General features: G+C 56.1%; 14 protein-coding genes, 1 tRNA gene and 1 other RNA gene. 5 read left to right on the plus strand and 11 right to left on the minus strand.

The annotated features are described in order from the left end of the window. Positions 1-43 precede the first annotated feature (43 nt). From KJY78_RS05145 to KJY78_RS05160, 4 genes are all read right to left on the minus strand, one after another. Complete coding sequence (locus KJY78_RS05145; RefSeq protein ID WP_214337537.1) at positions 44-1,096, minus strand: aspartate-semialdehyde dehydrogenase; 1,053 nt, start codon at positions 1,094-1,096, stop codon at positions 44-46. A 36-nt stretch (positions 1,097-1,132) separates the two neighbouring features. After that, complete coding sequence (locus KJY78_RS05150; RefSeq protein WP_214337538.1) at positions 1,133-2,413, minus strand: aspartate kinase; 1,281 nt, start codon at positions 2,411-2,413, stop codon at positions 1,133-1,135. A gap of 279 nt (positions 2,414-2,692) precedes the next feature. Then, a complete protein-coding gene (recR, locus tag KJY78_RS05155; RefSeq protein WP_214337539.1) occupies positions 2,693-3,286 on the minus strand; it encodes a recombination mediator RecR in 594 nt (197 codons plus the stop codon). 14 nt (positions 3,287-3,300) lie between these two features. Beyond that, the gene (locus KJY78_RS05160) at positions 3,301-5,646 is read right to left on the minus strand and encodes a DNA polymerase III subunit gamma and tau (protein ID WP_214337540.1); all 2,346 of its coding nucleotides are present in this window, start codon (positions 5,644-5,646) and stop codon (positions 3,301-3,303) included. A gap of 101 nt (positions 5,647-5,747) precedes the next feature. On the opposite strand from KJY78_RS05160, the gene pta reads away from it, so the two are divergent. Both pta and KJY78_RS05170 read left to right on the plus strand, forming a co-directional pair. Further along, positions 5,748-7,901, plus strand: a complete 2,154-nt coding sequence (gene pta, locus KJY78_RS05165; RefSeq protein ID WP_214337541.1) for a phosphate acetyltransferase — start codon at positions 5,748-5,750, stop codon at positions 7,899-7,901. Between the two features lie 95 nt (positions 7,902-7,996). Next, positions 7,997-9,190 carry an acetate/propionate family kinase gene (locus KJY78_RS05170; RefSeq protein WP_214337542.1) on the plus strand — a complete coding sequence of 398 codons (1,194 nt, stop codon included), beginning with the start codon at positions 7,997-7,999 and terminating at the stop codon, positions 9,188-9,190. 111 nt (positions 9,191-9,301) lie between these two features. On the opposite strand, the gene ffs is transcribed toward KJY78_RS05170, so the two are convergent. The 7 genes from ffs to KJY78_RS06735 form a co-directional block, all read right to left on the minus strand. Continuing rightward, positions 9,302-9,398, minus strand: an RNA gene (gene ffs, locus KJY78_RS05175) — signal recognition particle sRNA small type. 112 nt (positions 9,399-9,510) lie between these two features. After that, the gene (locus tag KJY78_RS06605) at positions 9,511-10,251 is read right to left on the minus strand and encodes a M15 family metallopeptidase (RefSeq protein WP_214337543.1); all 741 of its coding nucleotides are present in this window, start codon (positions 10,249-10,251) and stop codon (positions 9,511-9,513) included. Between the two features lie 183 nt (positions 10,252-10,434). Continuing rightward, positions 10,435-10,507, minus strand: a tRNA-Arg gene (locus KJY78_RS05185). A gap of 77 nt (positions 10,508-10,584) precedes the next feature. Beyond that, a complete protein-coding gene (rplA, locus tag KJY78_RS05190) occupies positions 10,585-11,274 on the minus strand; it encodes a 50S ribosomal protein L1 (RefSeq protein ID WP_214337544.1) in 690 nt (229 codons plus the stop codon). A gap of 11 nt (positions 11,275-11,285) precedes the next feature. Beyond that, positions 11,286-11,717 (minus strand): 50S ribosomal protein L11, encoded by a 432-nt coding sequence (gene rplK, locus KJY78_RS05195; RefSeq protein ID WP_214337545.1) that lies wholly within the window; start codon positions 11,715-11,717, stop codon positions 11,286-11,288. A 162-nt stretch (positions 11,718-11,879) separates the two neighbouring features. Next, entirely contained in the window at positions 11,880-12,599 is a 720-nt protein-coding gene (locus KJY78_RS05200) for an NlpC/P60 family protein (protein ID WP_214337546.1), read from the minus strand. 252 nt (positions 12,600-12,851) lie between these two features. Then, the gene (locus KJY78_RS06735) at positions 12,852-13,562 is read right to left on the minus strand and encodes a metal-dependent transcriptional regulator (RefSeq protein WP_214337547.1); all 711 of its coding nucleotides are present in this window, start codon (positions 13,560-13,562) and stop codon (positions 12,852-12,854) included. A gap of 110 nt (positions 13,563-13,672) precedes the next feature. Between KJY78_RS06735 and KJY78_RS05210 the strand changes: the two genes are divergently transcribed. Genes KJY78_RS05210 through KJY78_RS05220 form a run of 3 tightly spaced genes read left to right on the plus strand, consistent with a single transcriptional unit; the run spans position 13,673 to position 16,720 of the window. Beyond that, positions 13,673-14,866, plus strand: coding sequence for an aminotransferase class V-fold PLP-dependent enzyme (locus KJY78_RS05210; RefSeq protein WP_214337548.1), 1,194 nt, complete (start codon positions 13,673-13,675; stop codon positions 14,864-14,866). Positions 14,867-14,888: 22 nt separating this feature from the next. After that, positions 14,889-16,325 (plus strand): NAD(P)H-quinone dehydrogenase, encoded by a 1,437-nt coding sequence (locus tag KJY78_RS05215; protein WP_214337549.1) that lies wholly within the window; start codon positions 14,889-14,891, stop codon positions 16,323-16,325. 20 nt (positions 16,326-16,345) lie between these two features. Beyond that, the gene (locus KJY78_RS05220; protein ID WP_214337550.1) at positions 16,346-16,720 is read left to right on the plus strand and encodes a cupredoxin domain-containing protein; all 375 of its coding nucleotides are present in this window, start codon (positions 16,346-16,348) and stop codon (positions 16,718-16,720) included. The last annotated feature ends 162 nt before the right edge of the window (positions 16,721-16,882 follow it).

Below are 16,882 nucleotides of genomic sequence, written 5' to 3' on the forward strand. Positions count from 1 at the left end.
GCGGCTCAACCGGCGAGCTGTTCAGATCGCAACCGGCAAACAACTATGCTCGCAGCTGCCGGGCAACAATTTCCGCCAATTGCACCGCGTTCAGAGCTGCACCCTTGCGCAGGTTGTCGTTCGCAATAAAAAACACCAGCCCTTTGCCATCGGGAACGCTCTGATCATGCCGCACACGCCCCACAAAGCTCGGGTTTTTACCGGCGGCATCCCGCGGATTAGGCATATCGCACAGCTCAACCCCGGGCGCTTTTGCGAGCAGCTCCTGCGCTTCCGCCACATCAACCGTGCGCTCAAACTCAGCGTGCACCACCAGGGAATGCCCTGTAAACACGGGAACTCGCACACAGGTTCCCGCAACTAACAGCTCTGGAATCTCAAGGATCTTGCGGCTCTCATTGCGTAGTTTCTGCTCCTCATCGGTCTCAAGCGACCCATCATCAACGAATCCGCCCGCAACCGGCACAACATTTGCGGCAATAGCGGCCGCATACACCTCGGGCTGCGCGTGCGGTATCGCCTGCCCGTCGCGCACAAGATCAGCTATTCTGCCGCTCTTCACAAGCTCCGTCAGCTGCCCGGCAAGCTCCGCCACCCCGTGCACTCCCGAGCCTGAGGTTGCCTGATAGGTGGCTATTTTAAGCCGCGTCAGCCCGTATGCGTCGTGCAAAACTCGCAGCGGCGGCATGGCCGCCATCGTCGTGCAGTTTGGGTTGGCGATAATGCCTTTTTTTGCGCCCGCTATCGCATACGGGTTAACTTCGCTCACAACCAGCGGCACCTCGGGATCCAGCCGCCAATGGCTTGAATTATCGATCACAACAGCTCCCGCGGCGGTAAACTTTGGTGCGTAGCTGGCGGATGTCGCTCCCCCGGCAGAAAACAGCGCAATATCAATGCCGTTAAGATCTGCTGTTGCAAGATCTTCAACGGTAACTTCCGCGCCCCGATAAATAACAGTTTTGCCCGCCGAACGCGCGCTCGCGAAACACCGCACACTGTCGGCATTCACTTCGCTCTGCGCGAGAAAATCAAGCATCACCGCGCCAACCTGCCCGGTTGCGCCAACAACTGCAACGGTTATTTTTCTAGTCATTGTAAAATTTTCCTGGTGTATTAGTTTGTACGTATTTTATCGACCGCTGCCAGCGTAAACGGTTGCCGCTTCTGCCGCGTCAAGCTCAAGCGCTGTGTGCAGCACCTGCTGGGCGCGGGCTGCCACATCCGCTCTGGTCACAACAGAAATGCGGATCTCGCTGGTTGAAATCATCTCAATATTGATCCCGGCCTCGTAGAGGGTGTTGAACAGCAACGCGGACAGTTCGGTGCTGGTGCGCATACCGGCACCAACAACCGCTATTTTCGCAATTTGGTCGTCGTACTGCAGCGACTCGAAGCCGATGCTCACTTCCGCTGCCTGCAGCGCGGCAACAACCTTTTTGCCCTCGCTTATTGGAACGGTAAAGCTAATATCGGTGCGGCGCGAACCGGCCGCCGAAACGTTTTGCACGATCATATCAACGTGCGCTTTTGTTGTGGCAACAATCCCGAAAATTTGCGCCGCGCGGCCGGGTGCATCTGGCACGCCAACAACTGTGATTTTAGCGTCGTTCATTTCGGCGGCAATGCCGCTAATAATTGGCTGTTCCATATCCGCTATCTCCTCTGGAATCTCCCTGTTTGGATCGTAAACTAAAGTGCCTGGGGTGTTAGAAAACGACGAGCGTACGTGCAATTTAACCCCGTGCCGACGCGCGAACTCAACCGCTCGCAGGTGCAGAACTTTTGCGCCGCTCGCTGCCAGCTCGAGCATTTCTTCGCAGGTGATCGCATCGAGTTTACGTGCCAGCGGCACAACTCGCGGATCCGCCGTAAAAATACCGTCAACATCGGTGTAAATCTCGCACCAGTTGGCGTTTAGCGCGGTGGCCAGCGCGACTGCGGTGGTGTCTGATCCGCCGCGCCCGAGCGTTGTGATGTTGCCGGTACCGGTTGCGAACCCCTGAAATCCGGCGACGATCGCGATCGCTCCCGCGTCGAGCGCCGCTTTTACGCGCCACGGCTCGATCGCCACGATTTTCGCCGCCCCGTGCGTCGCGTCGGTGAGCATCCCTGCCTGGCTGCCGGTGAAGGAAATGGCGTCAGCTCCCATGCTTTTAATCGCCATCGCCAGCAGCGCCATCGAGATTCGTTCGCCCGCTGTTAGCAGCATATCCAGCTCGCGCGGCTCTTGAATGGGGGTAATCTGATCGGCGAGATCTAGCAGCTCATCGGTGGTATCGCCCATTGCGCTCACAACAACAGCAACGTTATTGCCGGCTTTGCGCGCAGCCACGATTCGTTTTGCAATGCGTTTAATACTGGCGGCATCCGCGACCGATGAACCCCCGTACTTCTGCACTATTAGCGCCATAAATTCCCCCTGTTAAAAACCTATCTGTCTATCCTAGCGCGCTGCATTCCTACGGTCGCAACATATATAACGGATTTCACAGCCCCGGTGTAATTCGACCCCGGGCGATTTTCAGCTCGCGCAGCTCCGGGTCGGTGCGCAAAACACGACGCTCCCACTAAGCCTTCGCGGGGGCATCCGCGAAAATCCCGCGCCACCGCACAACACGCCGCCGCACACATCCTTTGCCCACGCATAAGAACCCAGCTAAACCGCAAAACACCCGCGCAAAACCTCGCATTACAGCTGTTTGCGCCCTTCAAAAGCACGCCCGAGGGTGATTTCGTCGGCAAACTCAAGATCGCCGCCAACGGGCAAGCCAGACGCGAGCCGACTCACTCTCACGTCTATTGCGTGTAGCGTTCGAGAGAGGTAAGCGGCGGTGGCCTCGCCCTCAATATTTGGGTCCGTTGCAATAATCACTTCTTGCACGGTGTTGCCGCTAAGCCGCTGCATTAGCGCGGCTATGCTGAGCTGATCTGGCCCGATGCCGTCAATCGGGCTGATCGCGCCGCCCAAAACATGATATTTGCCGTTAAACTGGCGAGTGCGCTCGATTGCGATAACGTCTTTTGGCTCTTCAACAACACAAATTGTGCTGTTTTCGCGACGCGGATCGCTGCATATCGTACAGGTTTGCTGCTCGCTCACGTTGCCGCAAACGTCGCAGAACTTAATCCGCTCGCGCACTTCGCCCAGAATCTGCGCCAACCGGCTCGGGTCGTAGCTCTGTTTCTGCAAAATGTGAAAGGTTATTCGCTGCGCCGATTTTGGACCGATCCCGGGCAGCCTGCCGAACTCGTCAACAAGCTCTTGAATTATTCCCTCGTACACTGTTTTTATCCGCCCTAATTCTGATCCATGCTGAATCCATAACCCTCACTAGCGCCGCCGTACGCCTGCTCGTCGGTTTCTGCGGACGCATTCTCGCTGGGACGCTCAAAGGGTCCCTCTGATATTACCTTCGCCGCGGGAAACACGTTCTGCACAACACTGTCACCGTAGCGCTCAACCTCTGGAAGCTGATTTTGGAGCGGCGCATCCTGCGCAGGCGCGGTCTGCGCAGCCGGTGCTGGTTGCTGCGGGGGTTGCACACTAGCTAAGGTTTGTGAGGCGTGAGCGCCTCCGCTCACTGCGGGCGATGTGCTCTCTGGCGTTACCGCAGAGCACGACTCGTTTTGCGGCGGAGACGCCCCCTGAAATACTGGTGATCCCGGAGAAGTCGGCGCGTTTTGCGGCGCAGGAGAGCCCGATCCGCCCATCGACTGCTGCGGCACAGGAACGTTTTCAGCAGCTTGCCGGGCTTGTCTGTGCAATTCTTGCTGGTGCTCAAACTGCGCGTCGGTGATCTGTTGTGCCTTGTAGCGAATCTGCACACCAAGCACCTCTTGCAAAACTTCTCGCACAGAAGCTGCTCCGTGCTGTTTAAAGCGGTCAAGGTCGCTGTCGCTGCGCACGCCAACGCTGAACAACGCGCCATCAAGCTTAAGCGGCACAATCAACAAGCTCGCCTGCAGGGCAAGCGCGTTTTCTTGAATTTCGCCGAGCAGTTCTTGCCAAAGTTCCTGCATTTCATCGCCCGCTATAGTTTGGTTTTGGAGGACTGACGCGGTGTTTTGCATGGCGTCTGAGACCTTACCCGGCAGCTGCCCACTATCTTGCGCACCCGCTGGAGTACCGCCAGATAGCTGCTCACCATCTTGCACGCCCGCTGGAACACCGCCGGGAATCTGCCCCGACACCGGCACAGTAGTGCCATGCGTCTCACCCGAGTTTACGCGCTGAGGCGCGGACGGCACACGCTGCGCGGTCTGTGCTACAGGAAGTACACTCTGAGCACTCTGCACGCCAGGCTGCACAGAAGCTGCCGGAGCGGGAGAGTCCGCTAAAAATTTGGTTGAGGGCGCGGATGTTTCAACATTATGAATCTGCTTTCGCAAGAAATCTTTAATCTCGCTAATAGACACCTGATTCTGCGGCTTTTGCTCACCTGCCGTCTCGTTTTGCACCGCACCGAACTGCGCAGGCACACCAGACTGCTCGGGCGCATCAGACTGAACGGTCGCATCAGCACCCCGCACAGGCTTCACCCCAATCACAACAAGCGCTTGCGCCATCATCAGCTCCAACTGCAGCTGTGGCGCAGTTGCACCGCCCATGCTGTTGAGCGTATCGTTCACAATAAGCGCAACCTGCGACAGCTTCCCCTGCGCAAACAACCGCGCCTGCGCACGCATTTCAGGCACAGCACCCTGTGGCAAATCCCTAAAAACACTTTGCGCGCCATGCTCATCAGTCGCCGCAACAACGATTAAATCACGCATACGCAAAAGCAAATCCTCGGTAAACCGGCGCGGATCCTGCCCAGCCTGCACAACCTGCTCAACCATCGCAAACACCCGCCCGCTATCGCCCGCGGCAAGCGCGGCAATAACCTCAGTAATCAACTCCGCACTGGTAAACCCGAGCAGCGCGGTAGCCAACTGCAAAGTTACGCGCCGCTCAGCAGACCCCGCTATCAGCTGATCTAAAATTGACAGCGTGTCTCGCGCCGATCCGCCGCCAGCACGCACGAGCAGAGGCAGCACCCCGGCTTCGAGCGCCACCGACTCGCTCTCACACAAAGCGCTCACGTAATCAGCGAGCATCCCCGGCGCTATCAGCCTAAACGGATAGTGGTGGGTGCGCGATTTAATAGTGCCCAAAACCTTCTCGGGCTCGGTTGTGGCAAAAATAAACTTCAGATACTCCGGCGGCTCCTCAACAATCTTCAAAAGCGCATTAAATCCGTGCGTTGTCACCATGTGCGCTTCATCGATAATAAAAATCTTGTAACGATCCCGCACCGGAGCAAAATTAGCGCGCTCCCGCAAATCACGCGCGTCTTCAACGCCGCCGTGGCTCGCAGCATCTATCTCAACAACGTCCATCGATCCGCCGCCATTGCGCCCCAGCTCAACACAGCTCGCGCACTCTCCGCACGGCGTGTCCGTCGGGCCCTGTGCACAGTTCAGGCAGCGCGCCAGCACCCGCGCCGATGTTGTTTTACCGCACCCGCGCGGGCCGCTAAACAGGTAGGCGTGCCCGATTCTGTTACTGCGCAGCGCTGTTACCAGCGGCTCGGTAACGTGCGTTTGCCCAATCATTTCGGCGAACGTTTCGGGACGGTATCTGCGGTATAAAGCTATTGCCATAGCATATATCCTACTGGCTGCGATATAAGCCCGCACTAAGCTATAAGCGCTTGTGAATAATTCACACCCAATTTAATGTTTCACCCAATATTATTAGGTATGTGTCAGCTAGAATATATATCACCTCAATAGAAGGCAACTCGGGCAAAAGCTCGGTTGCCCTCGGCGTTGTTGATACGCTGCTCTCGGAAGCTCCCAAGGTCGGAGTTTTCCGCCCGCTCGTGCGCACTCACAAGGAGCGCGATAGAATCCTCACAATGCTGCTCAAACACTCACGCTCACAGCTACCCTACGAGGACTGCGTCGGGGTGACATACGAGAAAGCGCACCAGAATCCGCGCCAGGCGTTAAGCACGATCGTTGAGAAATTCAAGCGGCTCGAAGCAAAATGTGACGCCACGGTGATTGTTGGCAGTGATTTCAGCGACGTCGCATTCCCCACAGAACTAACTTTTAACGCCCAGATCGCCGCGAATCTCGACGCCCCGGTGCTGCTCGTTTTGGGTGGGCGGATCAACCAGCGCTCAGAACAGCGCCTGGGTCAGCTAGCACCGCGCACCCCGCAGGAACTCGCGCAGGTAGCGGATCTCGCTCGCGGGCATCTATCGCAGACCCACGCCAGGCTGCTCGGGGTTATTGTAAACAGAACCGACCGTGAAAAACTGGACGAAACCGTATCCGCTATCCAAAAAGTGCTGCCGGAACACGTGCCCACGTGGGCTATCCCTGAAAACCAGCTGCTCGTGGCGCCCCCTGTCGCGGCGGTGCTGGAGTCCACCGGCGGCGAGCTGGTGCGCGGCAGTGTTGACCTGCTCGATCGCGAAGTGCTCGGGCTCGTTGTCGCGGGGATGTCGATGGAGCGCGTGCTACCCCGCCTGCAAGAGGGCGCGCTGCTGATTATCGCGGCGGATCGCTCAGAAACCCTGCTCGCGGTCACAATGGCGCACGAGGCAACGACTTTTCCCACAATCGCCGCAATTATTATTAACGGCGATTTCCCGCTCTCCAAAGACGTGTCGCGCCTGCTCGACGGCATCGACTCGAGCCTCCCTGTGATCCGCGTTAAAACCTCAACTTTTGATACCGTGCTGGGCGTGCTACGGGCGCGCGGCGTGATCTCGCAGGCGTCCCCACGCAAATTTGATATTGCGCTCTCGAGCTTTCACACACACGTTGATGCCGAGCTGCTGCGCAGCAGAATGCAGGTGGATCGCGGCACCGTGCGCACCCCGATTATGTTTGCTTACGAGCTGTTTGAACGCGCTAAGGAATCGGCTTCCCATATTGTGCTGCCGGAGGGGCAAGACGATCGCATTTTACGCGCGGCGAGCAGCATTTTGACGCGTAAAATCGCACAGCTCACAATTTTGGGCGAGCCAGGCAGCATCCGCAAGCGTGCCGCTGAGCTGGGTCTGCACATTGAAGATGCCACGATTATTAACCCGACAAAATCTGCGCTGCTACCGCAGTTCGCGAGCGAGTACGCGAAAATACGCAAGCACAAGGGCATCACCTACGATCAGGCACACGAAAGAATGCAGGATGTGAGCTATTTTGGCACGATGATGGTGCAGCTCGGGTTCGCCGACGGTATGGTTTCGGGTGCCGCGCACACAACAGCGCACACGATCAAGCCGAGTTTTGAGATTATTAAAACCAAGCCCGGGGTTTCTGTTGTTTCCAGTGTTTTCTTCATGGCACTGGCCGATCGCGTGCTTGTGTACGGCGATTGCGCGGTAAATCCCGACCCGAGCGCTGAGCAGCTTGCCGACATCGCGATTTCTTCGGCAGAAACTGCGGCGCAGTTCGGAGTGGATCCGCGAGTTGCGATGCTCTCGTACTCGACCGGCACATCCGGCTCGGGAGCGGATGTTGATAAGGTGCGCATTGCAACCGAACTGGCGCAGCAGCGTCGCCCAGATCTGCCCTTTGCCGGACCGATTCAGTATGATGCCGCCAGCGACCCGAACACCGGCAAGTCAAAGCTGCCCGGTTCGCGGGTTGCCGGGCGCGCCACGGTCTTTATTTTCCCCGATTTGAACACTGGAAATAACACGTATAAGGCGGTGCAGCGATCCGCCAACGCGGTTGCTGTGGGACCGGTTTTACAGGGGCTCAACAAGCCGGTTAACGATTTGTCGCGCGGCGCGACGGTCACCGACATTATTAACACGGTCGCAATCACCGCAGTGCAGGCGGGCATGAGCGCCGCCGAGCCTACCACGCCAACGGCAGGCACAGATGCGCACGACTAACCCGCATCAGCAACGGACAAGCAATGTCGGGCAGCCCAGCAACGACTCACCGCAAACGCGACTCCCCAATCCATCCCCGACAGCAAAGGCATAGTATGAGCACAGTTTTAGTTATTAACAGCGGATCCTCCTCCCTCAAATACCAGCTCGTAAACACGGTCGACGGCTCTAAAATCGCCGCCGGACTGGTCGAGCGGATCGGTCTGCCGGGCGCCAACATCGCACACGAGCAAAACGGTATCAAAACGCAGCACACCCGTGAAATACCAGATCACACATTCGCTTTTGCCGCTGTCACAAGGGTTTTTGCCGAGCAGCAGATGCCTTTTGAATCGCTGCAACTAACCGCCGTCGGGCATCGCGTTGTGCAGGGCGGTGAAAAGTTTATTGAGCCAACCCTGATCACCGACGAAGTTGAGCGGGCAATCGCCGAGCTCTCAGCGCTCGCGCCGCTGCACAACCCCGGGCAGCTTGCCGGAATCCGCGCGGCTCGCAAAGTTTTCCCCAAAACCGCCCACGTGGCAGTTTTTGATACCGCTTTTCACCAGTCAATGCCGCCGGCCGCCTACGAGTATGCACTCGATCAAAACACCGCCCGCCAATACAGCATTAGGCGCTACGGCTTCCACGGCACCTCGCACAGCTATGTTGCACGCCGCGCCGCAGAATTCTTAGGGCGTCCCGTATCCGATCTAAAACAGGTGGTTTTGCACCTGGGCAACGGTGCGAGCGCCTGCGCTGTGCAAGGCGGCACCTCGATCAACACCTCAATGGGGCTAACTCCCCTGCAGGGGCTGGTTATGGGCACGCGCACGGGCGATATTGACGCCTCTGTGGTGTTCCACCTGCACCGTACCGCTGGTATGAGCATCGACGAAATCGACACCCTGTTCAATAAACAGTCGGGACTTTTGGGGCTAAGCGGATCAGCGGATATGCGCGATGTCACCGCCGCCGCTGCCGCCGGTGACGCGCGCGCAACGCAGGCGCTTGCTGTCTATACGCACCGTATCAGGCACTATCTTGGCGCGTACGCTTTTGAGCTGGGCGGACTTGACACGGTTATTTTCACCGCCGGAGTTGGTGAAAACGTGCCGCAGATTCGCGCGGCTGTGTGCGCGGATCTGGCCGCGTACGGCATTGTGTTAGACAGCGCTCTAAACCAGCAGCGTTCGCGCAAAGTGCGCGAAATTAGCGCGGCTGAAAGCCGCGTACGCGTGCTGGTTGTGCCCACAGATGAAGAACTCGAAATAGCCCTGCAGGCGCAATCACTCGTGGCAAGCCTATAAAAAAAACTTGGCGCTGCGGTAAAAACGTCGCTAGTTGCAGCAGATAAACCGCCGCGAATAGTGGCGAATCAAGCCCACACCGTTTACCGCCGGCGTTCGCCACTAGCGGGTATTAAAAACTCCCCACGCACCCGCGAGAGCCCGGTTACCCTTGCTGCATTTCTGCCCTGGGGGAGTTAGCCAGGATCGCGCCGCGTGAGGAGCAACCTTAAGCATACCGCAAATCACAAAGCGTATGCAAACAGCGCTCTTAGACAGCTCTCGGCTAAAACCGCTATCGCTCCGCGCAGGCGATTTCAGCCGCTATAAGTTAGAAGCTGCTAATCAGCATAGTCGGGCGCATACGGCAGTTCAAAAAGCTCCTCGAGCGTTTTAATGCCTTTGTCGTGCATCCACTTTGCCCGATCCACTCCAACATAGCGCCAGTGCCACTCCTCAGCGGCAAAGCCGACAATATGCTGTAGATTCTCCTGATAGCGCAGAATGAACCCGTACTTATAAGCGTTTTCGCGTACCCATTTGCCCGCCGGAGTCGCCGCATACGCGCTGCCCAGGGCGCAGTTATTTTCCGGCTGATCGCCCATAATATCCATCGCATAACCGAGCTGATGCTCGCTGTGCCCGGGGCGCGCCACATAGGCCTCGCCCTGCGCAAGACCAAACTCGGCTACCTCGCGGTCGTACAGCCGCTTCTGCAGGCTGTAACTGCGGTATCCGGAGCATATAGTGAAGCCCGCGCCCGTTGCCTTGCGCACATCCTGATACATCTGGGAGGCAGCGGATGCGGCCACAGGCACAAGCATCTGCTCACCAGAGTGCGGCACGCCCTCTGGCTTCGCCAGTTTGGCCGGCACGTAATCTATGGGATTAACCGGGCGTAGTTTATTAACAACAACGCCAGGAGAAACCGGATTGTCAATCAGATTACGCCTTGCCTGCAGCGCAAAAGCAGATTCTAGCAGACGGTGGTGAAAATCATCAACAACCGCTGTCTGCTGCTCTCGCGCTATCTGCATTTCCTGAGCCCGTTTTGCTGCGGCGATTTGATTGCTTCTGCTCACGAGAAGAAACGTGAACAAAGCAAAAATCAGTAACAATCCAACAGCCAGAGCAAGTCTCGTGGCAAATAGTTTACGCTTCACTATTAACTACCTTAATTTATCTAATAATAATGATAACGATATTCTAACACCTGCGCAGCCGCTGTGTCAGGCGTATTTCACTAATACCGCTAGGAGGAAAAGTGCCCCAGATAGGAATCGAACCTACGACACCTTCTTTAGGAGAGAAGTGCTCTATCCACTGAGCTACTGGGGCATACAGCGCAGTTTTGCACCGTTTAAAACAAAGTGGGCAAACCCCCTATTCAAGATTTGCCCACCCGTTAAAACACACTAGATAGCGTTTATGTCAAGCGGAATACCAGGACCGAATGTTGTTGAAACAGCACCTTTCACAAGGTATTTACCCTTAGCCGAAGCTGGTTTTAGACGCACAATCTCTTCAAGAGCCGCGTTAATGTTATCGGTGAGCTGCTCGGCGCTAAACGACACCTTACCAACGATAAAGTGCACATTAGCGTGCTTATCAACACGGAATTCGATTTTACCACCCTTAATGTCGGTAACGGCTTTAGCCGCATCGGGTGTTACCGTGCCGGTTTTAGGGTTGGGCATCAGACCGCGCGGACCAAGCACCTTACCCAAACGGCCAACTTTACCCATCATGTCTGGGGTTGCAACCGCAGAGTCAAACGCTGTCCACCCTGCTGCAACCTTAGCGATAAGCTCGTCGCCACCAACCTCGTCAGCGCCAGCAGCAATTGCTGCCTCAGCTGCCGGACCGATAGCGAACACGATAACACGAGCGGTTTTACCCGTGCCGTGTGGCAGGCTAACGGTGCCACGCACCATCTGATCTGCCTTGCGCGGATCAACGCCGAGCTTCACGGCAACTTCAACAGTGCTGTTGGTTTTAGCAGAACCTGTTTCACGTGCCAGCGCAACAGCTTCTGCGGGGGTGTAAAACTTGCCGTCTTCAATCTTTGCGGCGGCGGCGCGATACGCTTTTGATTTCTGTGCCATAGTAATCGCTCCTACTCTACCGTAATACCCATTGAGCGAGCAGTGCCCGCAATAATCGACTCTGCCGCGTCAAGATCGTTAGCGTTCAGATCCGCCATTTTCTGCTCGGCAATCTGACGCACCTGATCGCGTGTCACCTTCGCAACTTTAACGGCGTGCGGGGTGGATGAGCCCTTCTGCACACCAGCTGCTTTTTTAATCAGCTCAGCTGCGGGTGGGGTTTTGAGCACAAACGTGAACGAGCGATCCTCGTAAACGCTGATTTCAACGGGCACAATGTTGCCGCGCTGTGATTCTGTTGCGGCGTTATAGGCCTTGCAGAACTCCATAATGTTAACGCCGTGCTGCCCCAGAGCCGGACCTACCGGAGGTGCTGGGTTAGCGGCACCAGCAGGAATCTGAAGCTTAATCAGACCCGTGACTTTCTTTTTCTTGACTGCCATTTTTTCCTTTCTAACGAGATCTGTAAGATCTCTCCCACTTGCAGACGTTCTGCAGTGGTTTAGCGCTTAAATAAGCGCAAGCCGTATAATTTTACTCAAGCTCGGCTGTAAATATCAAATAACAGCTTGCCGCGCCCGCTTATCCGCAAGCAAAGCCCGAAACTACTGCAAACGCACTATATAAGCGTAAGTATCAGGGTTTGAATCGCGCCAGCTGTTTTCAACCGTGTTGCCGCCGCTGTATCCGCCATGCACTGCTGTGTTGTTACCGGCGTAAATAGCAACGTGGAAACCCGGGGCAATCATAATATCACCCGGCTGTGCATCAGCGTGCGGCACAACAACGCCGTAGCGCAAGAATGCCATAATGCCGTGATCATAACCGCCCTGGTCTCTGCGAGTTGTGTACCCGATAGCCGCCAGCGCGTTCTGCACCATGTCGGTGCAATCCTGGCGCACTCCCAGCTGCGCACGAGCGGCAGCCAGCAGGGCTACGGACGCAGAACCGGCAGGAGCAGCATTTACCGCAGCGGCGATCCGCGCGCTCTGTTCAGCTGAGGAAAGACCGCGCGGAACTCCCGCATTACGAACCGGAGTTTGCGCCACCTGCGCCACAACGTCGAGCGAGTAAGCGCCAACCTCGGCGATATCAGAAACGCCATCCGCATAGGAAACAAAAAATTCTTGCACCGCACCGCGCTTAACAGAATACAACGCGCCCTCAGAGTTAGGTGTTACAGCGTGTGCGGGAATGGCAACCGTTGCCGCAAATAAGGAAACGAAGAACACTGCTGTTGCACGCCAACCAAGACCGCAAGCGCGCTTTTTGCGCGAAACCTGCTGGGTCAAAACAATTTCTGTGCTCGGAGAAAATATATTCACTATTTACTCTCTACTCGATTGCAAAAACGAATAACGGTTAAATAACCGTTCTGACAATCATAACCAAAATATATTAAAAGTCATAGCCCAACGCCCGCCCCGTAAATCGGAGGCAAACGATGTCGAATCTGAAAATCAGCTGAACGCACAACAGGCAGCGCCCGCTAAAACGCTATCTTAAGACGGCAAGCGCTGATCTGCGCAAGCAGTCACCGCTCCGCAGCAGCAAGCACTGCCCTGCAACGACAAGAGCTACTCCGCAATAGTATCCGTCAGCACAAACACATGAGCGGCCTCGTCCTTAGCCAGCAGCAGCACAATCTCAGATTTCAGCGCAGAAACCCGCACCCCCTCACTGCTAAGCTCGAATTCCACAGTCGCTCCGGGCATAATCTGCGCCTTTCTAAACTCGGTTAGCACCTCCGAATGCACCTGTAAAGGCTCTGCAAACCGATCCACCTGCGCCGCATACTTCAGCAAATCCTGCGTCGCAAAAACCTCAACCGCGCTCTGCACCGGCATAATAAAAGCCCCCCGGGTTTTCACGCCCAGCCCGTCTAGTGCGGGAATCGGGTTGCCATACGGCGACCGCACCGGCGTCTCAATCAGCTGTATGATCCGCTTTTCAACCCGCTCGCTCATAACGTGCTCCCAACGGCACGCCTCGGCGTGCACAAACTCCCACTCAAGCCCGATTACATCGTGCAAAAGCCGCTCTGCGAGGCGGTGCTTGCGCATCACCAAAAGCGCTTTCTGTTCGCCCTCGGCGGTGAAAACAAGATGCCTGTCGTTGCTGACGGTCACCAGTCCGTTGCGCTCCATGCGCGCAACCGTTTGCGATACGGTCGGGCCGGAGTGCCCCAGCCGCTCAAGAATGCGAGCTCGTAAAGGCACAATTCCCTCTTCCTGCAGCTCGAGAATTGTGCGCAGGTACATTTCGGTTGTGTCAATCAGGTCAGTCACTTATCACTCCCATAGATAGCTTCTTTCCCAGCATACCCGCGTAATTCTGAGCTTTTACCACACACCGCAGCAAATAACCAAGTAACCGCTAGCAGAGTAGAATAATATGCATGACAGCGATTAAAATTCCACGGGAACTGCTCCCCGCAGACGGGCGGTTTGGATGCGGACCATCAAAGATCCGCCCCGCACAGCTCGAGTTTTTAGCAAGCCTGCAACCACAGGTGCTGGGCACATCGCACCGGCAGAGTCCAGTTAAAAATCTGGTTGCCAGTGTGCAAGAGCAGCTGCTAGAGCTGTTTGCCGCGCCTGAGGGTTACGAGATTATTCTGGGCAACGGCGGCGCAGCAGTGTTTTGGGATAGCGCTGTGCACTCGCTCATCCGGAATCGCAGTCAGCACGCGAGTTTTGGCGAATTTGGCGCAAAATTTGCCAGTGCCGCTCGTAATGCCCCGTTTTTGGCGGATCCACAAATAATTACGGCAGAACCCGGGCAGTATGCTGCCTGCCGCACCGCGAATGCCACAATAGACGTGTACGCGTATCCGCACAACGAAACCTCAACCGGGGTGATGAGCGATGTGAAGCGGTATGGCACAGATGTGACAACCGAAGCGGATCGCACCCGTAACGCGAACAGCGCGGGCAGCGCAAGCGGCGCAGCGGGCGCGAGTGACGCACTAACGGTTGTTGACGCAACGAGCGCGGCGGGAGGTCTTGCATTTGATGCGAGCGAGGTTGATGTGTATTATTTCTCACCGCAAAAGAACTTCGCGAGCGATGGCGGGCTCTGGTTTGCGCTCGTATCTCCCGCAGCCGTTGCTCGAATTGCCGAAGTTGCAAGCAGCGGGCGCTATATTCCGGAGACGCTGTCACTGCAGGTTGCGCTAGAAAACTCGCGCAAAAACCAGACTCTCAACACGCCCTCTGTTGCAACACTCGCGCTCATGGATGAGCAGCTGCGGTGGATTATCAGATCCGGCGGCATGAAATTTGCCGATTCACGCACACAAGAGTCGGCAAATATCCTATACGCGTGGGCGGCAGAACACAGCAAAATAACGCCTTTTGTAGCGGATGTGGCGCACCGCTCGCAGGTTGTTGTAACTCTCGATGTTGCACCCGAAATAAACGCCGCTCTAGTCTCGAAAGCCCTGCGCGAAAACGGTATTGTTGACACCGAGTCGTACCGTAAACTGGGACGCAACCAGCTGCGCATAGCAACTTTCACAGCGATTGACCCCGCTGATGTACGCAAACTCACCGCGTGCATAGACACGGTTCTTAACAGCCTCGCCGCATAACCCTACAGAAACACGAAACAGCATGAGCAACACTATAGAACGTAAGCACCGCATTGTGATCCTTGGCGGTGGTCCTGGAGGGTACGAAGCCGCACTTGTTGGCGCGCAGCTCGACGCAGACATCACGCTCGTTGAAGCAACCGGCATTGGTGGATCCGCCGTGCTCACCGATGTTGTACCCTCAAAAAGCTTGATCGCAACCGCGGATGCGGTGGCTGCCGTGCGCAACGCGAGCGAGCTGGGCGTTTGCACCGTAACAGAATCTGGCGAGAGCTGCGAGGTTACAACGGTTGTCGACTGCGCAGCGCTCAACAAACGCCTTTTAAGAATGGCGCAGACACAGTCACAAGATATGCTCAAGAAGCTCACATCTGCGGGAGTGAAGGTTATTTTCGGGCACGCAAAACTTGCTAGCCGCAGCGCTGTTAGCATCAGCACGAACACCGGTGAAACACAGCTTATCGAAGCGGATACGATTGTTATCGCAGTTGGCGCGAGCCCGCGCAAGCTGGTCAGCGCCAAGCCCGACAACGAGCGCATTCTCACCTGGAAACAGCTTTACAACCTAACCGAGCTACCCGAGCACCTGATTGTGGTTGGCTCGGGTGTAACAGGGGCAGAGTTTGCAAGCGCCTATAGAATACTTGGCTCTAAAGTAACGCTCGTGTCGAGTCGCGAGCGGGTGCTTCCGGGAGAAGACAAAGACGCCGCACAAGTGCTAGAAGAGAAGTTTAAGCAGCTCGGTATGCAAGTGCTCAGCAAAAGCCGAGCGGATGCGGTGATCCGCACCGCAGACGGGGTGCGTGTTGAGCTTGCAGACGGACGCGCAGTAACTGGCTCGCACTGTTTAATGGCAGTTGGATCCATTCCAAACACCTCCTGTATTGGGCTTGAAAACGCGGGAATTAAAACAACAGACAGCGGGCATATTCGCGTAAACAGGGTTGCTTCAACATCTGTTCCATCGATATACGCAGCGGGAGACTGCACGGATTTTTATCCGCTCGCCTCTGTTGCTGCAATGCAGGGCCGCACCGCAATTATGCACGCACTGGGCGATTTTGTGCGCCCAATTGAGGTACGCAATGTTACATCTAACGTGTTTACCTCGCCAGAAATTGCGACAGTTGGCTTTAGCGAAAAAGATATTGAAGAAATCCCAGAGCTCGCAGCAACTTCGAGCGTGCATATGCTGCCGCTGCACGAAAACCCGCGCGCTAAAATGCAGGGTGTTAAAGAAGGCTTTGTAAAAATTATTGCCTCCAAGCTCAACGGAGCCGTGCGCGGCGGGGTGATTGTTGGCCCGCGTGCCAGCGAGCTAATTTTTGCGCTCGCGGTCGCGGTCGAACACCGTCTCACCGTTGATCAAATAACTGCCGCATTCACTGTTTACCCCTCCATGACAGACTCAATTTCTGATGTTTCCCGAGATCTTCATGTACGACCAAAAATCAAGTAACCAACCACAGAAAGCGAACTATGAAAACCAGATCTAAAACAGCAACCGCTATAGCCTCCCTTGTGGCGACGCTATCTCTGTTAGCATCCCTCACAGCGTGCGGCTCCAGCAAACCTGCGCCGACCCCATCAGCTGAGGGCGTAAGCCCCGCAGCGGTTGTGCAGGCGTACGATAACGGATACAAGCCAAAAACGGTGACGGTTAAAGTAGGTGAAGCTGTTAAGTGGGAGTTTACCGGCACGGCAAAGCACGATGTGATCGCCGCCGACGGCAGTTTTGTTAGCGAACTCATGCAAACGGGCAATTATACGCACGTTTTTGCAAAGGCCGGCACCTACGAGTATAAATGCTCAGTGCACCCGGAAATGCGCGGCACAGTGGTTGTTACCGAGTAGCAAACGGCGGATCGACCCGGTAAAGGTGACCCGTGCCTGCGCGGTGCTGGTCGCCTGAGTCGCGTAACCTTCATTACTGAGTCATGCTGCGTTCACTACTTGGTCACGCGGTATTCATTCCTGAACAGCGCAGCATCCACTGCGGAGCAGAGCGCAGAGCTG

It is taken from the genome of Canibacter zhuwentaonis (assembly GCF_018531145.1).
GTDB classification, from domain to species: Bacteria; Actinomycetota; Actinomycetes; order Actinomycetales; family Microbacteriaceae; genus Canibacter; species Canibacter zhuwentaonis.